Origin of the sequence: Sphingomonas sp. IC-56 (genome assembly GCF_021043375.1) — a bacterium.
Classification (GTDB): domain Bacteria; phylum Pseudomonadota; class Alphaproteobacteria; order Sphingomonadales; family Sphingomonadaceae; genus Sphingomonas.
This window is the reverse complement of sequence record NZ_JAJNDV010000007.1, coordinates 167868-184298: the sequence shown is the minus strand read 5'-3', so window position 1 is coordinate 184298 and position 16431 is coordinate 167868. Positions and strand designations below refer to the sequence as shown.

The 16431-nt window shown below is 67.0% G+C and carries 13 protein-coding genes; 6 read left to right on the top strand and 7 right to left on the bottom strand.

Annotated elements, in window-relative coordinates; translation table 11 throughout:
• Window positions 1-219 precede the first annotated feature (219 nt).
• On the top strand, window positions 220-1710 hold the full coding sequence (locus LQ953_RS11565) for a lipopolysaccharide biosynthesis protein (protein ID WP_231031051.1): 1491 nt from the start codon (window positions 220-222) through the stop codon (window positions 1708-1710).
• Here the strand turns inward: LQ953_RS11565 and LQ953_RS11560 are convergent.
• Entirely contained in the window at window positions 1698-2126 is a 429-nt protein-coding gene (locus LQ953_RS11560; RefSeq protein ID WP_231031050.1) for a CBS domain-containing protein, read from the bottom strand. The two genes, LQ953_RS11565 and LQ953_RS11560, sit on opposite strands and share 13 nt — an antisense overlap.
• Before the next feature lie 65 nt (window positions 2127-2191).
• On the opposite strand from LQ953_RS11560, the gene LQ953_RS11555 reads away from it, so the two are divergent.
• Window positions 2192-2494 (top strand): hypothetical protein, encoded by a 303-nt coding sequence (locus LQ953_RS11555; protein ID WP_231031049.1) that lies wholly within the window; start codon window positions 2192-2194, stop codon window positions 2492-2494.
• Between the two features lie 57 nt (window positions 2495-2551).
• On the opposite strand, the gene LQ953_RS11550 is transcribed toward LQ953_RS11555, so the two are convergent.
• The 4 genes from LQ953_RS11550 to hisS form a co-directional block, all read right to left on the bottom strand.
• Window positions 2552-3352 (bottom strand): DUF4167 domain-containing protein, encoded by an 801-nt coding sequence (locus tag LQ953_RS11550; protein ID WP_231031048.1) that lies wholly within the window; start codon window positions 3350-3352, stop codon window positions 2552-2554.
• Between the two features lie 267 nt (window positions 3353-3619).
• Complete coding sequence (gene prmC, locus LQ953_RS11545) at window positions 3620-4429, bottom strand: peptide chain release factor N(5)-glutamine methyltransferase (RefSeq protein ID WP_231031047.1); 810 nt, start codon at window positions 4427-4429, stop codon at window positions 3620-3622.
• 440 nt (window positions 4430-4869) lie between these two features.
• Entirely contained in the window at window positions 4870-5943 is a 1074-nt protein-coding gene (gene prfA / locus LQ953_RS11540) for a peptide chain release factor 1 (RefSeq protein ID WP_231031046.1), read from the bottom strand.
• Window positions 5940-7298, bottom strand: a complete 1359-nt coding sequence (hisS, locus tag LQ953_RS11535) for a histidine--tRNA ligase (RefSeq protein ID WP_231031045.1) — start codon at window positions 7296-7298, stop codon at window positions 5940-5942. Before hisS ends, prfA begins: the two co-directional genes overlap by 4 nt.
• Window positions 7299-7861: 563 nt before the next feature.
• Between hisS and LQ953_RS11530 the strand changes: the two genes are divergently transcribed.
• From LQ953_RS11530 to LQ953_RS11520, 3 genes are read left to right on the top strand one after another with little or no spacing between them, the layout of a single operon-like run.
• Window positions 7862-9121: an efflux RND transporter periplasmic adaptor subunit gene (locus tag LQ953_RS11530; protein WP_231031044.1), complete on the top strand. Its 1260-nt coding sequence runs from the start codon at window positions 7862-7864 to the stop codon at window positions 9119-9121.
• Window positions 9121-12312: an efflux RND transporter permease subunit gene (locus LQ953_RS11525; protein WP_231031043.1), complete on the top strand. Its 3192-nt coding sequence runs from the start codon at window positions 9121-9123 to the stop codon at window positions 12310-12312. The genes LQ953_RS11530 and LQ953_RS11525 overlap by 1 nt, the downstream gene beginning before the upstream one ends.
• Complete coding sequence (locus tag LQ953_RS11520; protein ID WP_231031042.1) at window positions 12309-13883, top strand: efflux transporter outer membrane subunit; 1575 nt, start codon at window positions 12309-12311, stop codon at window positions 13881-13883. Before LQ953_RS11525 ends, LQ953_RS11520 begins: the two co-directional genes overlap by 4 nt.
• A 154-nt stretch (window positions 13884-14037) precedes the next feature.
• Here the strand turns inward: LQ953_RS11520 and LQ953_RS11515 are convergent, their stop codons facing one another.
• Window positions 14038-14664: a 2-dehydro-3-deoxy-6-phosphogalactonate aldolase gene (locus LQ953_RS11515; RefSeq protein ID WP_231031041.1), complete on the bottom strand. Its 627-nt coding sequence runs from the start codon at window positions 14662-14664 to the stop codon at window positions 14038-14040.
• A complete protein-coding gene (locus tag LQ953_RS11510; RefSeq protein WP_231031040.1) occupies window positions 14661-15536 on the bottom strand; it encodes a 2-dehydro-3-deoxygalactonokinase in 876 nt (291 codons plus the stop codon). Before LQ953_RS11510 ends, LQ953_RS11515 begins: the two co-directional genes overlap by 4 nt.
• A 154-nt stretch (window positions 15537-15690) precedes the next feature.
• Here LQ953_RS11510 and LQ953_RS11505 point away from each other — a divergent pair, with 154 nt between their 5' ends.
• Window positions 15691-16431, top strand: coding sequence for a FadR/GntR family transcriptional regulator (locus tag LQ953_RS11505; protein ID WP_231031039.1), 741 nt, complete (start codon window positions 15691-15693; stop codon window positions 16429-16431).

Sequence of the window (16431 nt, the reverse complement as noted above, 5' to 3'; positions counted from 1 at the left end):
GGGGCGATCAAAGCGCCGTCAATGTGGTGACCACCCCGACACCCGCACCTCGTTTCCAAGAGCGCCGCGTCGCTGCGGTGAAAGGGCATATATGTGGAGGGTTCCGACCCGTCAACGGGTTTTTTGGAACAAAATTACCTACAGCCCCCAGAACACCCGGAAAGCCGCAGAAATCCTCGGGTTTACGCCTTCTCAATACCCTCCCGCCATGACCGTTTCGTGACGCAATCCACTGCTCAACCGGCGAATCTGCCCACCGACTCGCTGTCCGATCAGGTCCGCAGCGCTGTGATCTGGCGTTCGGGCGCGCAGATTGTCGGGCAAATGCTTACCTGGGCGTCCACTTTCGTGGTGATCCGGGTCCTCAATCCCGCCGATTATGGCTTGTTCGCGATGACTCAGGTCATCCTGGTGCTGCTCAACATGCTCAACGGCTATGGGCTGGCCAGTGCGCTGATCCAGCGGCGTGACGCCGGTCTTCAGGCGCAGCGCCAATTGTTCGGCATGCTGATCCTGCTGAACCTGGGCTTGGCAGCCACCCAGTTCGTCACCGCGCCGCTTGTCGCGTCCTATTACCGGCAGCCTGTCGTCGGCGACCTGCTGCGCGTACAGGCGCTGATCTACCTCACCACCCCCTTTGTCGCGCTTCCCTATGCGCAGCTCGCACGGGCAATGGACTTTCGGCGGCAGGCGCAGGTCAATTTTGCGTCGGGGATCGCTGGAGCAGTGACCGCACTTGGCGGCGCCTATGCCGGGTTGGGCGTCTGGACGCTCGTGGCGGCACCGCTCGCCATGTATGTCGTGAAAGCGTCCGGCATGACTTGGGCGGCCGGCACGCTGATGTGGCCGAGCTTCGACTTTCGCGGGGCCGGCGACATGCTGCGCTATGGCGGGATCATGGCGGCGGGTCAGATCTTCTGGTTCGTGCAGAGCCAGGCCGACGTGTTCATCGCCGGGCGTTCGTTCGACCCGCATCTGCTGGGGATCTATACCACCAGCCTGTTCCTCACGCAGATCTTCGTGGCAAAGTTCGTGCCTCCGCTCAACGAAGTGGCCTTCTCCGCCTATGCGCGGATCAAGGAGGATCGCGCCGCGGTCGCTACTGCGTTCGTGAAATCGGCGCGATTGATCATGGTCGTGGGGATGCCCTTCTATCTCGGGCTCGCGGCTACGGCCTATCCGCTTGTGGAGGTGGTGCTCGGACCCAAATGGATCGAAGCAGCGCCCGTGGTGCAATGGCTCGCGCTGGCGATGCCCTTCATGACGATGCAGGTCCTTTATTCCCCGGCGACCGATGCCGCGGGGCGGCCGGGATTGGGGGCCACAAACGGCGCGATCGGAGCGGCGTTGCTGACCAGCGCATACCTGGTCGGGGTGCAGTGGGGCGTGATGGGGCTGGTCGCCGCGTGGCTGCTTGCCTATCCAGTTTACCTAGCGATCTCGACCTGGCGGACGCTGCCGGTGATCGGGGTTGGGGCATGGGAGCTTGGGGAAGGCTTGCTGCCGCCGGTGATTGCATCGCTGGCGATGGCGGGATTCGTGATCGCGATAGACCGCCTGCTCCCCCCGCTGTCGCCCTTGGTTCGACTGGTGCTTCTGACTGGAGTGGGTGCTGCGGCCTATTGCGGGTGGCTGGCGGTGTTTGCGCGCGGGCTGGTGCGTGAAGTCGCCGCGTTGGTTCGCTACCGCCGATCGGGTCACGCCGTTTGAATGTAGCTGCGCATCGCCTCCGCTTCGGCTTCGATGCGGTCGATCCGGTACTTAACCAGGTCGCCGATCGAAACGAGGCCGATGCAGCGGCCGCCCTCCACAACGGGCAGATGGCGGATGCGGCGCTGGGTCATGAGGGCCAGAGCGGCGAGGACGGACTCACCTGGTCCGACAGTGATTGCGGGAGCGGTCATAACGTCCGACACCGGGCGGTCGAGCGCGGCGGCGCCGTCGTTGGCCAGGCAGTAAATCACGTCGCGTTCGGAGAAGATGCCCGCCACTGTGCCGTCCCGCATTACCGGTACTGCGCCGATGCGGCGTTCGGCCAGGAGCGATGCTGCTTGCGTGACCGACTGGTCCGCGTCGATCGAGACGACGTCGCGCCCCTTGCCGTCCAGGATTGCCGCGATGGTCATGCGCCGACTCCGCCCTGTGCCTGAGGCAGTTGTTTCTTCCATGATTCGGGCGCAATTGCAAAGCCATGCCCGAGGAGGAGCAAGACCTGGACGATCCGGCCTACGCGGCTTTCGCGTGGGGGCGGTTCAAGCGTATTCTGTGGTGGATGACGGGGGTGGCGCTGCTGGCGACGGGGGCGGCCGAGCTGGCGCTGTACTGGTCGCTGGGCGGGCTGGACTGGGTGACGGCTAGCGCGACGTTTTTAGGCGTGTTTCTGACCATCATGCTCACTGCAGCATTGATGGGATTGATGTTCCTCTCCTCAGGGAGCGGACATGATGCGCGGGTTGAGGATCCGCTGAAGGACCAAATGGAAATCGGCGACTGAGCCTGGGCTCAGCCGCCGATTAGCGACTATCTTGTCGACGCGGAAAACGCGGTGTCTTCAGACGGCCGGCGCTTCGGCGTCCTCGGTCCGCGCAGTGCGGCGGCGGCGCGGCTTTTTCGGTTCTTCTTCAGACACTTCGGCTGAAACCACATCGCCGAGCGCGGGCGGCAGGACGGCCAGATCGAGGCCCTCACCCGCGTCTACCGGCGCAGCGTTTTCCTCGCGGCGCGGGCGGCGGGTGCGGCGGCGCGGCTCGGCATCCTCACGCACCTCGACCGGAGCGGATTCGGCAGCTTCCACAGGCACTTGGCTCTCGACCGGTGCGGCAGCGACGTTGCCATTGGCATAGCCGTTGCGCTGATCCCGCCCTTCGCGGTTGTCCCGATTTTCACGGTTTTCGCGCGGTTCACGCTCGCGATAGTCGCGGTTTTCGCCACGCGGCGCGCGATTTTCGCGCGGTTCACGCTGTTCGCGAGGTTCGCGCTGCTGGCGCGCTTCGCCCTGCTGCGGCTGCTGGGCCTGCTCGCCCTCGGCACCATATTCGAAGTCGTCGTCACTGCCGTCCATGTCTTCACGCGGGCGGCGCTGCTGCTGCTGTTCCTCGAAGCGCGAGCGGGTTTCGCTCAGCACCCGGAAATAGTGATCGGCGAACTGCAGATAATATTCGGTGTTGACCCGGTCGCCCTGGCGCTGCGCGTCGGAGGCCAGGTTCTTGTACTTTTCGTGCAGCTGGGCGGCATTGCCCCGCGCGCGATTGTCGATCCGGCTGCCATTACCCTGGTTGCCGCCACCGGGGCGCTGCTGCTGCTGACCACCACGACCGCGACGGCGGCCGTTAGCCTGACGATTGTTCATCAAGGTCTGTTTGTCCTGTCTACCTAAGCCGTCCGTCGATCCATCAGCGGTCCCGGATGCACGTTACAACCGCGGAAAGCCCCGGAACTGCCGGTTCTTTCCGTCTGCCATGGCCACCGGACTGCAGTGGCTCACATGACCTGGAGAGGGCAAATGCCCCGAAATTCAACGACGTGGTCTGACGTGGTTGAAAGTGCTTTGCCCCGTTCGCGTTCTTAGCCGGTGCAGCATCGATCTCCAAGTGGAAATATGGGGTGTCGCAAGGGTCGTTCAAGTGAGGCGTACCGCCCGGGGACGGTCGCCAAGATCCTTGTAGACGCGCGGTTCCAGCCCATGCTCGGCACCCAGCGCGCAAACCGCGTCGGCCTGGGTCCAGCCGATCTCCAGCAGCGCCGCGCCGCCGGGGGCGAGCAGGCGCGGAAGCTGCGGCACGATGCGACGGTAATCGTCCAGGCCATCGGCGCCGGCGAACAGCGCCGAAGCGGGCTCATGGTCGCGCACCTCGGGCGGGAGCGCTTCGCCGGTGCCGATATAGGGCGGGTTGGCGAGGATGAGGTCGAACTGGCCGGTGAGGTCTTCGGCCCAGTTGCCAAGGCGGAAGCTGGCGCGCGGCGCGAGGCCAAGGCGATCGGCGTTGCGGCGGGCATAAGCGAGCGCGGAGTCGGACGCGTCGATGCCAAGGCCCTCGGCTTCGGGCCATTGATCGAGCGCGGCGAGCAGCAGCGTGCCCGGGCCGGTGCCGAGATCGAGAATGGTGCGCGGGGTTCGGCGGGCGAAATGCTCGATCGCGGCTTCGATAAGGGTTTCGCTGTCCGGGCGAGGTACCAGCGCGCCGGGACCGACTTCGAGGTCGATGGTCCAGAAGGCCCGGGTGCCGGTAATGTAGGCGACGGGTTCGTGGTTCAGGCGACGGTTCAGGAGCGCGGCGAAGCCGTGCGGGGTGGCGGCGTCGAGGTGGCGCAGGAGGAGGTCGTTACGCGTGGTGCCCAGCGCGTGTGCCATCAGGAGTTCGGCGTCGAGGCGGGGGGTGTCTGTGATCGGGGCGAGTTGGCTGGTGGCGGCGGCGAGGGTTGCGTGCACGCTTTCTCCCTTCGCGGGCGGAAGGGCAGAGCCTGGTTCAGGTGATTCGCTCGGATCGGATGTCATGCCACGCTCCCCTACCCTCTCACCGCGCGCGGTGAGAGGGAGATTGTGTTAGCCCGTCTACTCCATATCCGCGCAGCGACAGACCAGCGGTTTGCGGCTTTTGAGTCCTCCCCCGGAGGGGGAGGTGGCAGCCCGAAGGGATGACGGAGGGGTAGCTCACCACCAGCGACGTTGCCCGCGGAGAATACCCCTCCACCATGCTGCGCATGGTCCCCCTCCCCCTCCGGGGGAGGATTGATTGACGGAGCCGCCCTTGCCCCGGGTCATCCCGGTCTTGAGCCGGGATCCCGCTTCTTCTTCTTCTTCTGCTCGCTCAAGGAAGCGGGACCCCGGCTCAAGGCCGGGGTGACGAAGAAGAAGATGCACGGCGCGCGTCAGCCGTCGAGTTGGGCCAGGCGGTCGGCTTCGTCCTGGGCGATCAGGGCGCCGATCAGTTCGTCCAACTCGCCTTCGAGGATTTCGGGAAGGCGGTGGAGGGTCAGGTTGATGCGGTGGTCGGTGACGCGGCCCTGGCCGAAATTATAGGTGCGGATGCGCTCGGAACGATCGCCCGAGCCGACCATGGAGCGGCGGGCGCCGGTGCGTTCTGCTGCCAGGCGCTCGCGTTCGCGCTCGTACAGGCGGGTGCGCAGCACCTTCATTGCCTTGGCCTTGTTCTTGATCTGCGAACGCTCGTCCTGCTGGATCACGATCGTGCCGGTCGGCAAGTGAGTGATCCGCACGGCGGAGTCCGTGGTGTTGACCCCCTGCCCGCCTGGGCCGGAGGCGCGGAAGATGTCGATGCGCAGGTCCTTTTCGTCGATCTTGAGATCGACGTCCTCGGCTTCGGGCAGAACCGCGACGGTGGCGGCAGAGGTGTGGATGCGGCCGCCGGCTTCGGTGGCGGGCACGCGCTGGACGCGGTGGACGCCGGATTCGAACTTCAGCTTGGCGAACACGCCGGTGCCGGTGACCGAGGCGACGACTTCCTTGAAGCCGCCGGCTTCCGAGGTGCTGCTGGAGATCAGTTCGATCCGCCAGCCCATGCGCTCGGCATAGCGCTGGTACATGCGCAGCAAGTCGCCGGCGAACAGCGCGGCCTCGTCGCCGCCGGTGCCCGCACGGATTTCGAGCATCGCCGGGCGCTCGTCGGCGGCGTCGCGCGGGAGCAGCGAGAGCGCCAGGCTGCGTTCGGCGGTGGCCAGCGCGTCGTGGTTGGCGCGCAGTTCCTCGTTCGCCATCGCGCGGAGGTCCTCGTCGGGGTCCTGCGCCATTTGCTGAAGCGATTCGGTTTCGGCGCGCAGGCGGCGGACCTCACCGGCGGCGAGCGCCACCGGTTCCAGTTCGGCATATTCCTTCGACACCTGGACGAAGCGGTCGCCAGGCAGGTCGCCGGTCGCCATCTGCGCCTGCAACTCGTCGCGCCGCGCCTCGATCGCCGCGATGCGGTCGGCGGGGATGGAGATCACGTCGAGGGAACCTCAGTCCACAATCCTGCCGCCCACTCAGCTAGCATTTCCTCGAGCAGCGTCTCGCTCTCGACGTCTGCGTCTTCAACGCCTGTACTTCGAAGCCAAGCCGCGTGCTTGAATGCGGAAAGTTCGTCGCCGGAGAAGCTGTACTGCTTTCCCGAACCAAGATCCTTCACCGTAAGTTTTCCGCTGGCAATCTCCTCGTCGCCAATCAGCACGGCGTAGCTGGCCCCCTGCACATTGGCCTTGCTCATTCGCTTCTTTAGGTTGCCGCGAAAAGCCATGTCGGCCGCAACATCGGCACGACGCAGGTCTGCCACTACCCCCATCGCGTACAAGTCCGCCTGAGCGCCCATTGGAATGACTGCTACCGCGATCCGCTCGGCCGCCGGCTCTTCGATCAGCATCGCCAGCCGCTCGACGCCCGCCGCCCAGCCCACGCCCGCGGTCTCGGGGCCGCCGAGCGAGCCGATCAGGCCGTCATAGCGGCCACCGGCGAGCACGGTGCCCTGCGCGCCGAGGCGGTCGGTGACGAACTCGAAGGCGGTGTGGCGGTAATAATCGAGGCCGCGGACCAGGCGGCTGTTGCGAGTCCAGGCCACGCCGGCGGCGTCGAGGCCGTTGGTTACCGCCTTGAAGAAGCTGTCTGCTTCGTCGGTCAAATACGCGTCGATGTCTGGTGCGCTGTCGGCGACGGCGCGGTCGCCCGGGTCCTTCGAATCGAGGATGCGCATCGGGTTCTTTTCCAGACGCGTCAGGCTGTCTTGCGACAGCTGGTCCTTGTGCGCCTCGAAATGGGCGACGAGCGCGGTGCGCCAGGCGTCGCGGGTTTCGGCGTCGCCCAGCGTGTTGAGCTGAAGGGTCACGCCTTCGTGGATGCCGAGATCGTGGAGCAGCTGGTCGGCGAGGACGAGGAGTTCGACGTCGGCGGCGGGCTCAGGCGCGCCGATGATCTCGGCGTCGATCTGGTGGAACTGGCGGAAGCGGCCCTTTTGCGGGCGCTCATAGCGGAACACCGGGCCGGAGGTGGCGAGCTTCAGCGGCGCATATTGCTGCCAGCCCTCGGTGATGTACGCCCGCGCGATGCCCGCGGTGAATTCGGGGCGCAGGGTGATGGAGTCGCCGCCGCGATCCTCGAAGGTGTACATTTCCTTCGAGACCACGTCGCTGGTCTCGCCCATCGAGCGGGCGAAGACATTGGTCGCCTCGAAGATCGGGATCTCCAGCCGCTGAAAGCAATAAAGCCGCCGGACGCGGTCGAACGCGTCGATGACGGTGGCGAAGCGGCGCTGCTCTTCGCCGAAGATGTCCTGGGTGCCCCGGATGCGCTTGGGGGTTTCTATGCGTGCCATTTGGGGCGGGCTGATACGGGGTTTGGGAGGGCGCGGGAAGGCCTTTGTAATCCTCCCCGGCACGGGGCGGGGGACCGCCAGCGTCAGCTGGGGGTGGAGGGGGATTTCCGCGAGCGGCTCCTGGGCGGAGAGCCCCCTCCACCACCGCCTTTGGCGGCGGTCCCCCTCCCCGTGCCGGGGAGGAATTATTGTTGTAGGCACCCCCTTCACAAATCTTGCCGCACACCCATATTCCCCTTCGAGTTCAACAACATGGAAGGAGGTGATCTGATGTCTCATTGTCACATGCTAGTTGCGGCGCCCAAGGCTTCGGTTCGCTTCGGCGTGATTGCCGGCTGAAGGCACTAAGTAGCAGAGCTGCTCGCCGCAGCGGCTCGGCAATGGAAGGGCCGTCTCTCTCGCGAGAGGCGGCCTTTTGTCTTTGTGTCGGGAAGTCCTGACACATCCTGATACATTTAAGCTGTAGATGCGCCGCAACCTGCGCCTTATGGGCGGGTTTCCACACTGAATTCCGCCCGGAAACGGGCGCGCAGAGCGGGTCAGAACATTTGCAGCATTCCCATTTGACGAGCCGCCGCCGATCCACGGTCCTCTTGCTGGCGGCGTCGCTGCTGGCGTCTTGCGGCGGTACGCAGGACCCCGCCCAGAAAAAGGGCGGCGGACGCGGCCCCAGCGGGCCGGCACAGGTGGGCTATGTGGTGGTGCAGCCGACCAGCGTGCCGGTGACCACCGAACTGGCCGGGCGTGTCACTGCCTTTCAGATGTCCGAAGTGCGGCCGCAGGTGGCCGGCATCCTGCAGAAGCGGTTCTTCACCGAAGGATCGATCGTGAAGGCCGGGCAGACGCTCTACCAGATCGACCCCAGCATCTATCAGGCGCAGGCCGCGCAGGCGCAGGCCAACCTGCAAAGCGCGCAGGCCAATGCGAACGCCGCGCGCATCCGGGCGCAGCGCTATCGCCCGCTCGCCGAAATGGAAGCGGTCAGCCAGCAGGAATATACCGACGTCGCCGCGCAGGCGCAGCAGGCTAACGCCGCCGTCGCGCAGAACAATGCCGCGGTGCAGACCGCGCGGATCAACCTGCGCTTCACCAAGGTGCCGGCGCCGATCACGGGGCGCATCGGGCGGTCGCTGGTGACCGAGGGTGCGCTGGTGACGACCAACCAGGCCGATCCGCTTGCCGTCATCCAGCGGCTGGACCCGATCTTCGTCGATATTCAGCAATCGAGCGCGGCGATGCTGGCGCTGCGCAAGGCGATGGCCAAGGGGGGCACCATTCCGGGCTCCGCCAGCGTGCGGCTGGTGCTGGAGGATGGCAGCGACTTCGGGCGGACGGGCACGGTCCAGTTCTCCGAAGTGGTGGTGAACCAGAATACCGGCACGGTGACGCTGCGCGCGCGGTTCGATAATCCCGAAGGGCTGTTGCTGCCGGGCATGTTCGTGCGGGCGCAGTTCGCCCAGGCGATCGATACGGAGGCGTTCCTGGTACCCCAGGCGGGCGTGTCGCGCGATCCCAAGGGCGCGGCGACGGTCTATATCGTGGGGCCGGGCAACCGCGCGGTGGCGCGCACGGTGGTCGCCGAGCGGACGCAGGGCGCGTACTGGGTGGTGACGCAAGGCCTCGCTCCGGGGGACAAGGTGATCGTGCAGGGCACCGCGAACCTGCGCCCCGACGCCGAGATCCGGCCGGTGCCGGCGAGTGCGCCGCAGAAGATTCAGGCGCCCAAGGGTGGCGGACAGGCGGCAACGCAGGGCGGCGGTGGTCCGCGCGGTAGCGGCGGCGGGGCTGCGGGCGGCAATGCCGGTCAGTCGAAGAGCAACTAATGTCGCGTATTTTCATCGACCGGCCGATCTTTGCCTGGGTGCTGGCGATCATCGTGATGCTGGCCGGCGTGGGCGCGATCCTGTCGCTGCCCATCGCGCAATATCCCGATGTGGCGCCGCCGCAGGTCAATATCCGCGCGAGCTATCCCGGCGCGTCGGCCGAGACGGTGCAGAATTCGGTCACGCAGGTGATCGAGCAGCAGCTGACCGGCATCGACGGACTGCTCTATTTCAGCTCCAATTCGACCGCGCGCGGGCAGGTGACGATCAGCGCGACGTTTGAAAAGGGCACCGACCCGGACATCGCGCAGGTGCAGGTGCAGAACCAGGTGCAGCAGGCGCTGCCCCGCCTGCCCCAGCAGGTGCAGCAGCAGGGGCTGCGCGTCACCAAGTCGAACCCCGACTTCCTGATGATCGTCGGCGTGTATGACGAGACCGACAAGCGCACCAATATCGACGTGTCCGACTGGCTGTCGTCCAACCTGCAGGACACGCTGGCGCGCGTACCGGGCGTGGGCGACACCAATGTGTTCGGCGCGCCTTATGCGATGCGGATCTGGCTGAACCCGGACCGGCTGGCGAGCTATGCGCTGATGCCCGGCGACGTGATCACGGCGATCCAGAACCAGAACACCGAAGTGGCGGCGGGCGAGATCGGCGGGCAGCCGCAGCCCAGTTCGCAGATGCTCAACGCCACGGTGACCGCGCAGTCGCGGTTGCAGCGGCCCGAGCAGTTCGAGCAGATCATCCTCAAGACCGAGACCAGCGGCGCCAACGTGTTCCTGAAGGACGTGGCGCGCGTCGAACTGGGCGCGGAAAGCTATAACGCGGTCAGCCGCGTCAACGGCCATCCGGGCGCCGGCGTGGCGATCAGCCTGGCGCCCGGCGCCGACGCGCTGGAGACCGCCGAGCTGGTCAAGGCGCGGGTCGAGGAAGCCGCACGCGGTTTCCCGGCGGGCTTCAACTATGCCTATGCCAACGACACGACTGGCTTCATCAAGCTGTCGATCGAGGAAGTGGTCAAGACGCTGATCGAGGCGATCATCCTGGTGGTGATCGTGATGTTCGTGTTCCTGCAAAGCTGGCGCGCGACGCTGATCCCCGCCCTCGCCGTGCCGGTGGTGCTGCTGGGCACGTTCGGCGTCTTCTATGCGCTGGGCTTCACCATCAACACGCTGACGCTGTTCGGGCTGGTGCTGGCGATCGGCCTGCTGGTCGACGACGCGATCGTGGTGGTCGAGAATGTCGAGCGCCTGATGGAGGAAAACCCCGACCTGTCGCCGCGCGATGCGACGATCCAGTCGATGGAGCAGATCCAAGTCGCGCTGGTGGCGATCGCGCTGGTGCTCTCGGCAGTGTTCCTGCCCATGGCGTTCTTTGGCGGGTCGACGGGCGTGATCTATCGCCAGTTCTCGGTCACCATCGTTGCGTCGATGGTGCTGTCGGCACTGGTGGCGCTGATCCTGACCCCGGCGCTCACCGCCACGCTGCTCAAGAAGAAGAGCGAGCATCATGGCGGCTGGGTGGAGCGGCGCTTCCCGCGCGTCGGCCGTTTCTTCGAGCGCGCCCGCAACGGGTTCAACAACGGCTTCGACCGCGCTTCGAACCGGTACGCCAATGGCGTCGCCAAGGTGGTGGACCGCAAATGGCTGTTCCTGCTGCTCTACGCCGCGGCGTGCGCGCTGCTGGTGCTGATGTTCGTCCGGCTGCCCACCGGCTTCCTTCCGACCGAGGACCAGGGCGCTACATCGGTGCAGTTCCGCCTGCCCGCCGGCGCGACACAGAGCCGCACCCAGGAAGTGCAGCTGGCAATCGAACGCTATTTCCGTGAGCAGGAAGCCAAAAACGTCTCGGTCACTTTCACCGTCACGGGCGGCGGCGGCGGCGGCGCGAGCGGTCAGAACACCGGCCAGGGCTTCCTCAACCTGACCGACTGGTCCCAGCGCGAGGGCAAGGAAAACTCGGCTGAGGCGATCGTCGGGCGTGCTTCGGGCGCATTCCGCAACTTCCGCGACGCGCAGGTCTTTGCGCTGGTGCCGCCGGCAATCCGCGGGCTGGGCCAGTCCACCGGCTTCACCATGGAGCTCCAGAATGCGAGCGGCATGCCGCGCGAGGAGTTCCTGGCCGCGCGCGACAAGCTGCTGGCGCTGGCCAATGCCGATCCGATGCTGGCGCAGGTCCGCCTGTCCGACCTGCCCGACGTGGCCACGCTGAAGGTCGATGTCGACCAGCAGAAGCTGGCGGCGCTGGGGCTTGCCCAGGGTGACGTGAACAACACGCTGTCGACGGCCTGGGGCGGGCGCTACGTCAACGACTTCATCGACCGGGGCCGCGTGAAGCGCGTCTATGTCCAGGGTGACGCGCCGTTCCGCGCCGCGCCGTCCGACATCAACGAATGGTTCGTGCGCAACAATGCCGCCGGGCAGATGGTGCCCTTCTCTTCCTTCGCGCAGACCAGCTGGTCGACCGCGCCGACCACCATGTCGCGATTCCAGGGCATCCCCGCCTTCGAGATCCAGGGCCAGGCGGCGCCGGGCCAGAGCTCGGGCGCGGCGATGGACCGGATGGAGGAACTGGCGCGGCAGATCCCGGGCACCAGCGTCGCCTGGGCCGGGCTGTCCTATCAGGAGCGGCTGTCGGCGGGTCAGGCGCCGCTGTTGTACGGCATTTCGCTGCTGGTCGTGTTCCTGTGCCTGGCCGCGCTGTATGAAAGCTGGTCGATCCCGATCGCGGTGCTGCTGATCATCCCGCTCGGGCTGGTCGGGGCGATCTTTGCCGTGACGCTGCGCGGGCTGCAGAATGACGTGTACCTGCAGATCGGACTGCTCACGACGATGGGGCTGGCCGCGAAGAACGCCATCCTGATGATCGAGTTCGCCGAACAGGCCGAAAAGCAGGGCAAGCGCGTGATCGACGCCGCGATCGAGGCGGCACGCATCCGCCTTCGCCCGATCCTGATGACCAGCCTTGCCTTCATCTTCGGCGTGCTGCCGCTGGCGATCTCGACCGGTGCCGGCGCCAACAGCCGCATCGCGATCGGCACGTCGGTGATCGGCGGCATGATTACTGCGACCGTGCTCGCCATCTTCTACATTCCGCTGTTCTTCGTGCTGGTCCGCCGCGGGGTCCGTGACGGGCTCAAGGCGATCCGCGCGCGGACGCGGCGCAACGCTCCGGAGGCAACGGCATGAAGCGCGCTGCGCTGATCCTGCTGGCCAGCGTGTCGCTGGCCGGGTGCAAATCGATGGCGCCCGACTATGTGCGGCCGGCATCGCCGGTGCCGCCGAGCTGGCCGCTGGGCGACGCTTATTTGGCCCAAAGAGAGGCCGCGTTGCCGGCAGTTACCTATCAGGACATCTTCCGCGACGAGCGGTTGCAGGCGTTGATCCGCCAGGCGCTGGTCAACAATCGCGACCTGCGCGTGGCGGCGGCGAATATCCGCGTGGCGCGCGAGCAATATCGCATCCAGCGCGCGGACCTGTTGCCCGAGCTGGGCGTCAGCGGCGGCGGCAATGTGTCGGGGGGATCGGGCGGCGGCTCCACGGTCGTCGGCAATAATGGCGGGGTCGGTACGGGGACCGGCAATGGCGGCACCGGCACCGGAACCGGCGGGGTCGGCAACGGCAATGGCGGCACGGGTAACGGCGCCGGCAATGGCGGAACGGTTGTGGGTGGCGGATCGGGCACCCGCACGCGCTTTTCGGTAAATGGCGGCATCACCTCGTTCGAGATCGACCTGTTCGGGCGGATCGCCTCGCTGACCGAGGCCGAGCAGAACCGCTATTTCGCGACCGAAGCGGCGGCGCGGGCGACCCGGCTGACGCTGATCGGTGACATTGCCGATGCTTGGCTGACCTATGCCGCCGACAAGAGCCTGTTGGCGATTGCGCAGGACACCGCGGAGAGCGCCGAGCGCAGCGTGCGGCTTACGCGCGCCCGGTTGCAGGGCGGGATCGCGCCGCGCACCGACCTGCGCCAGGCCGAGCAGATCCTGGAAGGCGCGCGTGCCGACCTGGCGGTGCAGACCACCGCGCTGGCGCAGGACGTGAATGCGCTCCAGCTGCTGGTCGGCAATCCGATCGCCGAGACGCTGTTGCCGCGGTCGATCGACGAAGCGGCGCCGGGGGTGACGGAACTGCCCGCGGGCGTCGATTCGCAGGTGCTGCTGCGCCGACCCGACGTGGTGCAGGCCGAATATACGCTGCGTGCCGCCAATGCCGAGATCGGCGCGGCGCGCGCGGCCTTGTTCCCGCGCATCACCCTGACGGGCGTGCTAGGGTTGGCGAGCGATGCGCTGGCCGGGCTGTTCCGGGGGGATGGCTTTACCTGGTCGGGCGGGGCCAACGCGAACTATTCGATCTTCAACGCGGGCGCGGCGCGCGCGGGCGTACGGCTGACCCAGGCGCAGCGCGATGCGTCGGTGGCGGCGTATGAGCGCACGATCCAGATCGCGTTCCGCGAAGTGGCCGACGCGCTGGCGCGGCGCGGCACGGTGACCGAGCAGCTGCGCGCGACCAACGCCCAGGCCGAGGCAGCGGCGGATACCTATCGCCTGGCCGAGGCGCGCTATCGCGGCGGGATCGACACGTTCCTGGCGACGCTGGATGCGCAGCGCTCGCTATACGCGGCGCGGCGGACGCTGGTGACGACGCGGCTGACCCAGGCGAGCAACCTGGTGACGCTGTACCGGACGCTGGGTGGGGATTCGATGCTGGATGCGCGGCGTGACGGGCCGGCGCTGATGGGGCCGGACGCGCAGTAGGCCTAGCCGGTCACGATCCTCCCCCGGAAGGGGGGGATCTTCTCCGGATCTGTCAATTCGTCACCCCGGCCTTGAGCCGGGGTCCCGCTGCCTTGCCCCACAGAAGAAGAAGCGGGATCCCGGCTCAAGGCCGGGATGACGGAATGTGGCAGCGTTACTTGAGCGCGGCGACGAAGGCGCGGGCGTTGGTGGCGACTTGGTCGGCCGTCAGGCCCACCTTGTAGAGTGCCGACCCCAGGCCGAAGCCGGCGGCGCCGGCGTCGCGCCAGGGATCCATATTGTCGGGAGCGATGCCGCCGACGGGGAGCAGGCGCATGTCCTTGGGAAGGACGGCGCGCATGGCCTTGAGCACGCTCGGGCTGGCGGCTTCGGCGGGGAAGAGCTTGAGCGCAGTGGCGCCCGCGTCGATCGCGGCAAAGGCTTCGGTGGGCGTGGCGATGCCGGGAAGTGACACCAGGCCGGCGGCGGCGCTGGCCGCGATCACCGCGGTGTTCGCGTTGGGGGAGATGATCATGGTGCCGCCGGCGGCACGGACAGCCTCGACCTGATCGACCTTGAGCACGGTGCCCGCGCCGATCACCGCCCGGCCCTCGAACCGCTTGGCCAGGCGCGCGACGCTGTCGAGCGGGTCGGGCGAGTTCATCGGAACTTCGATCAGGGTGAAGCCGGCCTCGACCAGCGCTTCGCCGATGCCCTCCACCTCATCGGGCTTTACCCCGCGCAGGATGGCGATCAGCGGGCAGCGCGCGAAGGCGGCGTCGAAGGCGGCGATGTGGCTCATTGTTTTGCGATCTCGTTGATGCCGGCGACGAAGGCGGCGTGGCTGTCGACTAGATGGGCGGTGCGGCCCTGGGCTTCAATCGCCGCGGCGTAGAGCCCGCCCAGCATCGGGTCAGCGAGGATGTGGACGGTGTCGTGGCCGCTGGTTTCCAGCCGCGCGGCGACATCGGCGCCGATCAGCAGGCCGCTGGCATAGGCCGCGGCGTCCGCATCGCCGCGAGTCCCCAGCATCTTGGCGGCGCGAATGCCGAACAAGGAGGCGGCGACGTCGCGGCGTCGGCCCTCCTCGACGCCCTGGAGGAAGGCGACGCCGGGCGTGACGTCGCCGGTGAGCTGGGAGGCGAGCAGGCCGTGCTTCTTGAGCAGCGCGAACAGCTCGCCGGTCATGGCGGTGGTGAAGTCGGCGACGCGGCCGGCCGCCATGGTCACCCATTTGCAATGGGTGCCCGGCTGGGCGAGCAGCGCGTCGGCGGGGACCAGGCCCGCGGCGACGGCGCCGAGCAGCTGGACTTCCTCGCCGCGCATCACGTCGGGGCGGCCGGTGACCAGGGTGGAGATGCCGGGGACGATGGCGGTGCGGTCGTCGATCCACAACAGGCTCGCGGCGATTTCGGGCACGCCCGCGGGTGCCGCGACATAGGGGGCGACCTGCCAGCCGACCGTGGAGCCGACCATGCCGGCGAGCAGCATCGGCAAGTCGCCGAAACGCTCGCGGATGCCCGCGGCTTCCCCGCCGAAGTCGCCCGGAGTGACTGCGGTCACGCCCTTGTCGTCGCGCACGGTGCTGACGACCTGCCCGCCCTCGATCAGGAAGACGCGGCGATTGGTGGTGCCCCAATCCACGGCCAGGAAACGCGTACCGAACACCGACATCAGTTCACCACCAGCATGTCTTTGCGGCGAGTGGAGCCGCATTGTTCATTTATCGTATTTAATAGCCTTGTCCAGCGACGCGATACCGCTAACGTAGGTCAAGGCGGGTGCGCACGAAACGACCGTTGCGCGTGAAGAGGGTTTACACAAGGGCATGGCCAGCAATTATCCGAGCCTGGGGAGCGCCGACGAGCGCCCGCAACTGGGCCGCAATCTCACTTATGGCATGCTCGACAGCCTGGGGCGCGCGATCGTCACCGGACGCTATGAGCACGAACCGTTCCCGATCGAGGCCGAGCTGGCCAAGCAGCACGGCGTCAGCCGGTCGGTGACACGCGAGGCGGTCAAGATGCTGACCGCCAAGGGGCTGCTGAGCGCGCGGCCGCGCCAGGGGACGGTGGTCCAGCCGTCGCAGAACTGGAACCTGTTCGATACCGACGTGCTGCGATGGCTGCTGGAGCGCAAATTCTCGCTCGAGCTGCTGCGCCAGTTTAACGAGTTGCGCGTCGCGATCGAGCCTGAAGCCGCGGCGCTGGCGGCGCGGGTGGCGACGGAAGAAGATTTGCGGGCGATTTCGACGGGCCTGGAGCGGATGGAAGCGGCCGAGCGCGGCGAGGAGGATGCGCTGGACGCCGACATCGCCTTTCACGTTGCCATCCTGCGGGCGTCGGAAAATCCCTTTTACGCGCAGTTCCGCGATGTGGTGAGCACGGCGCTGCGCAGCTCGATCCGCTTCACCAACCGGATCAAGGGGCATACCGCCAGCCTGGCCGAGCATGCCGCGGTACGCGACGCCATCGCCGCGCGCGATCCGGAAGCGGCGCATGCAGCGATGCGGGTGCTTGTTCAGGACGTACTGACGCTGATCGGCACGGCGGAAATCGAAAAGGCCTGA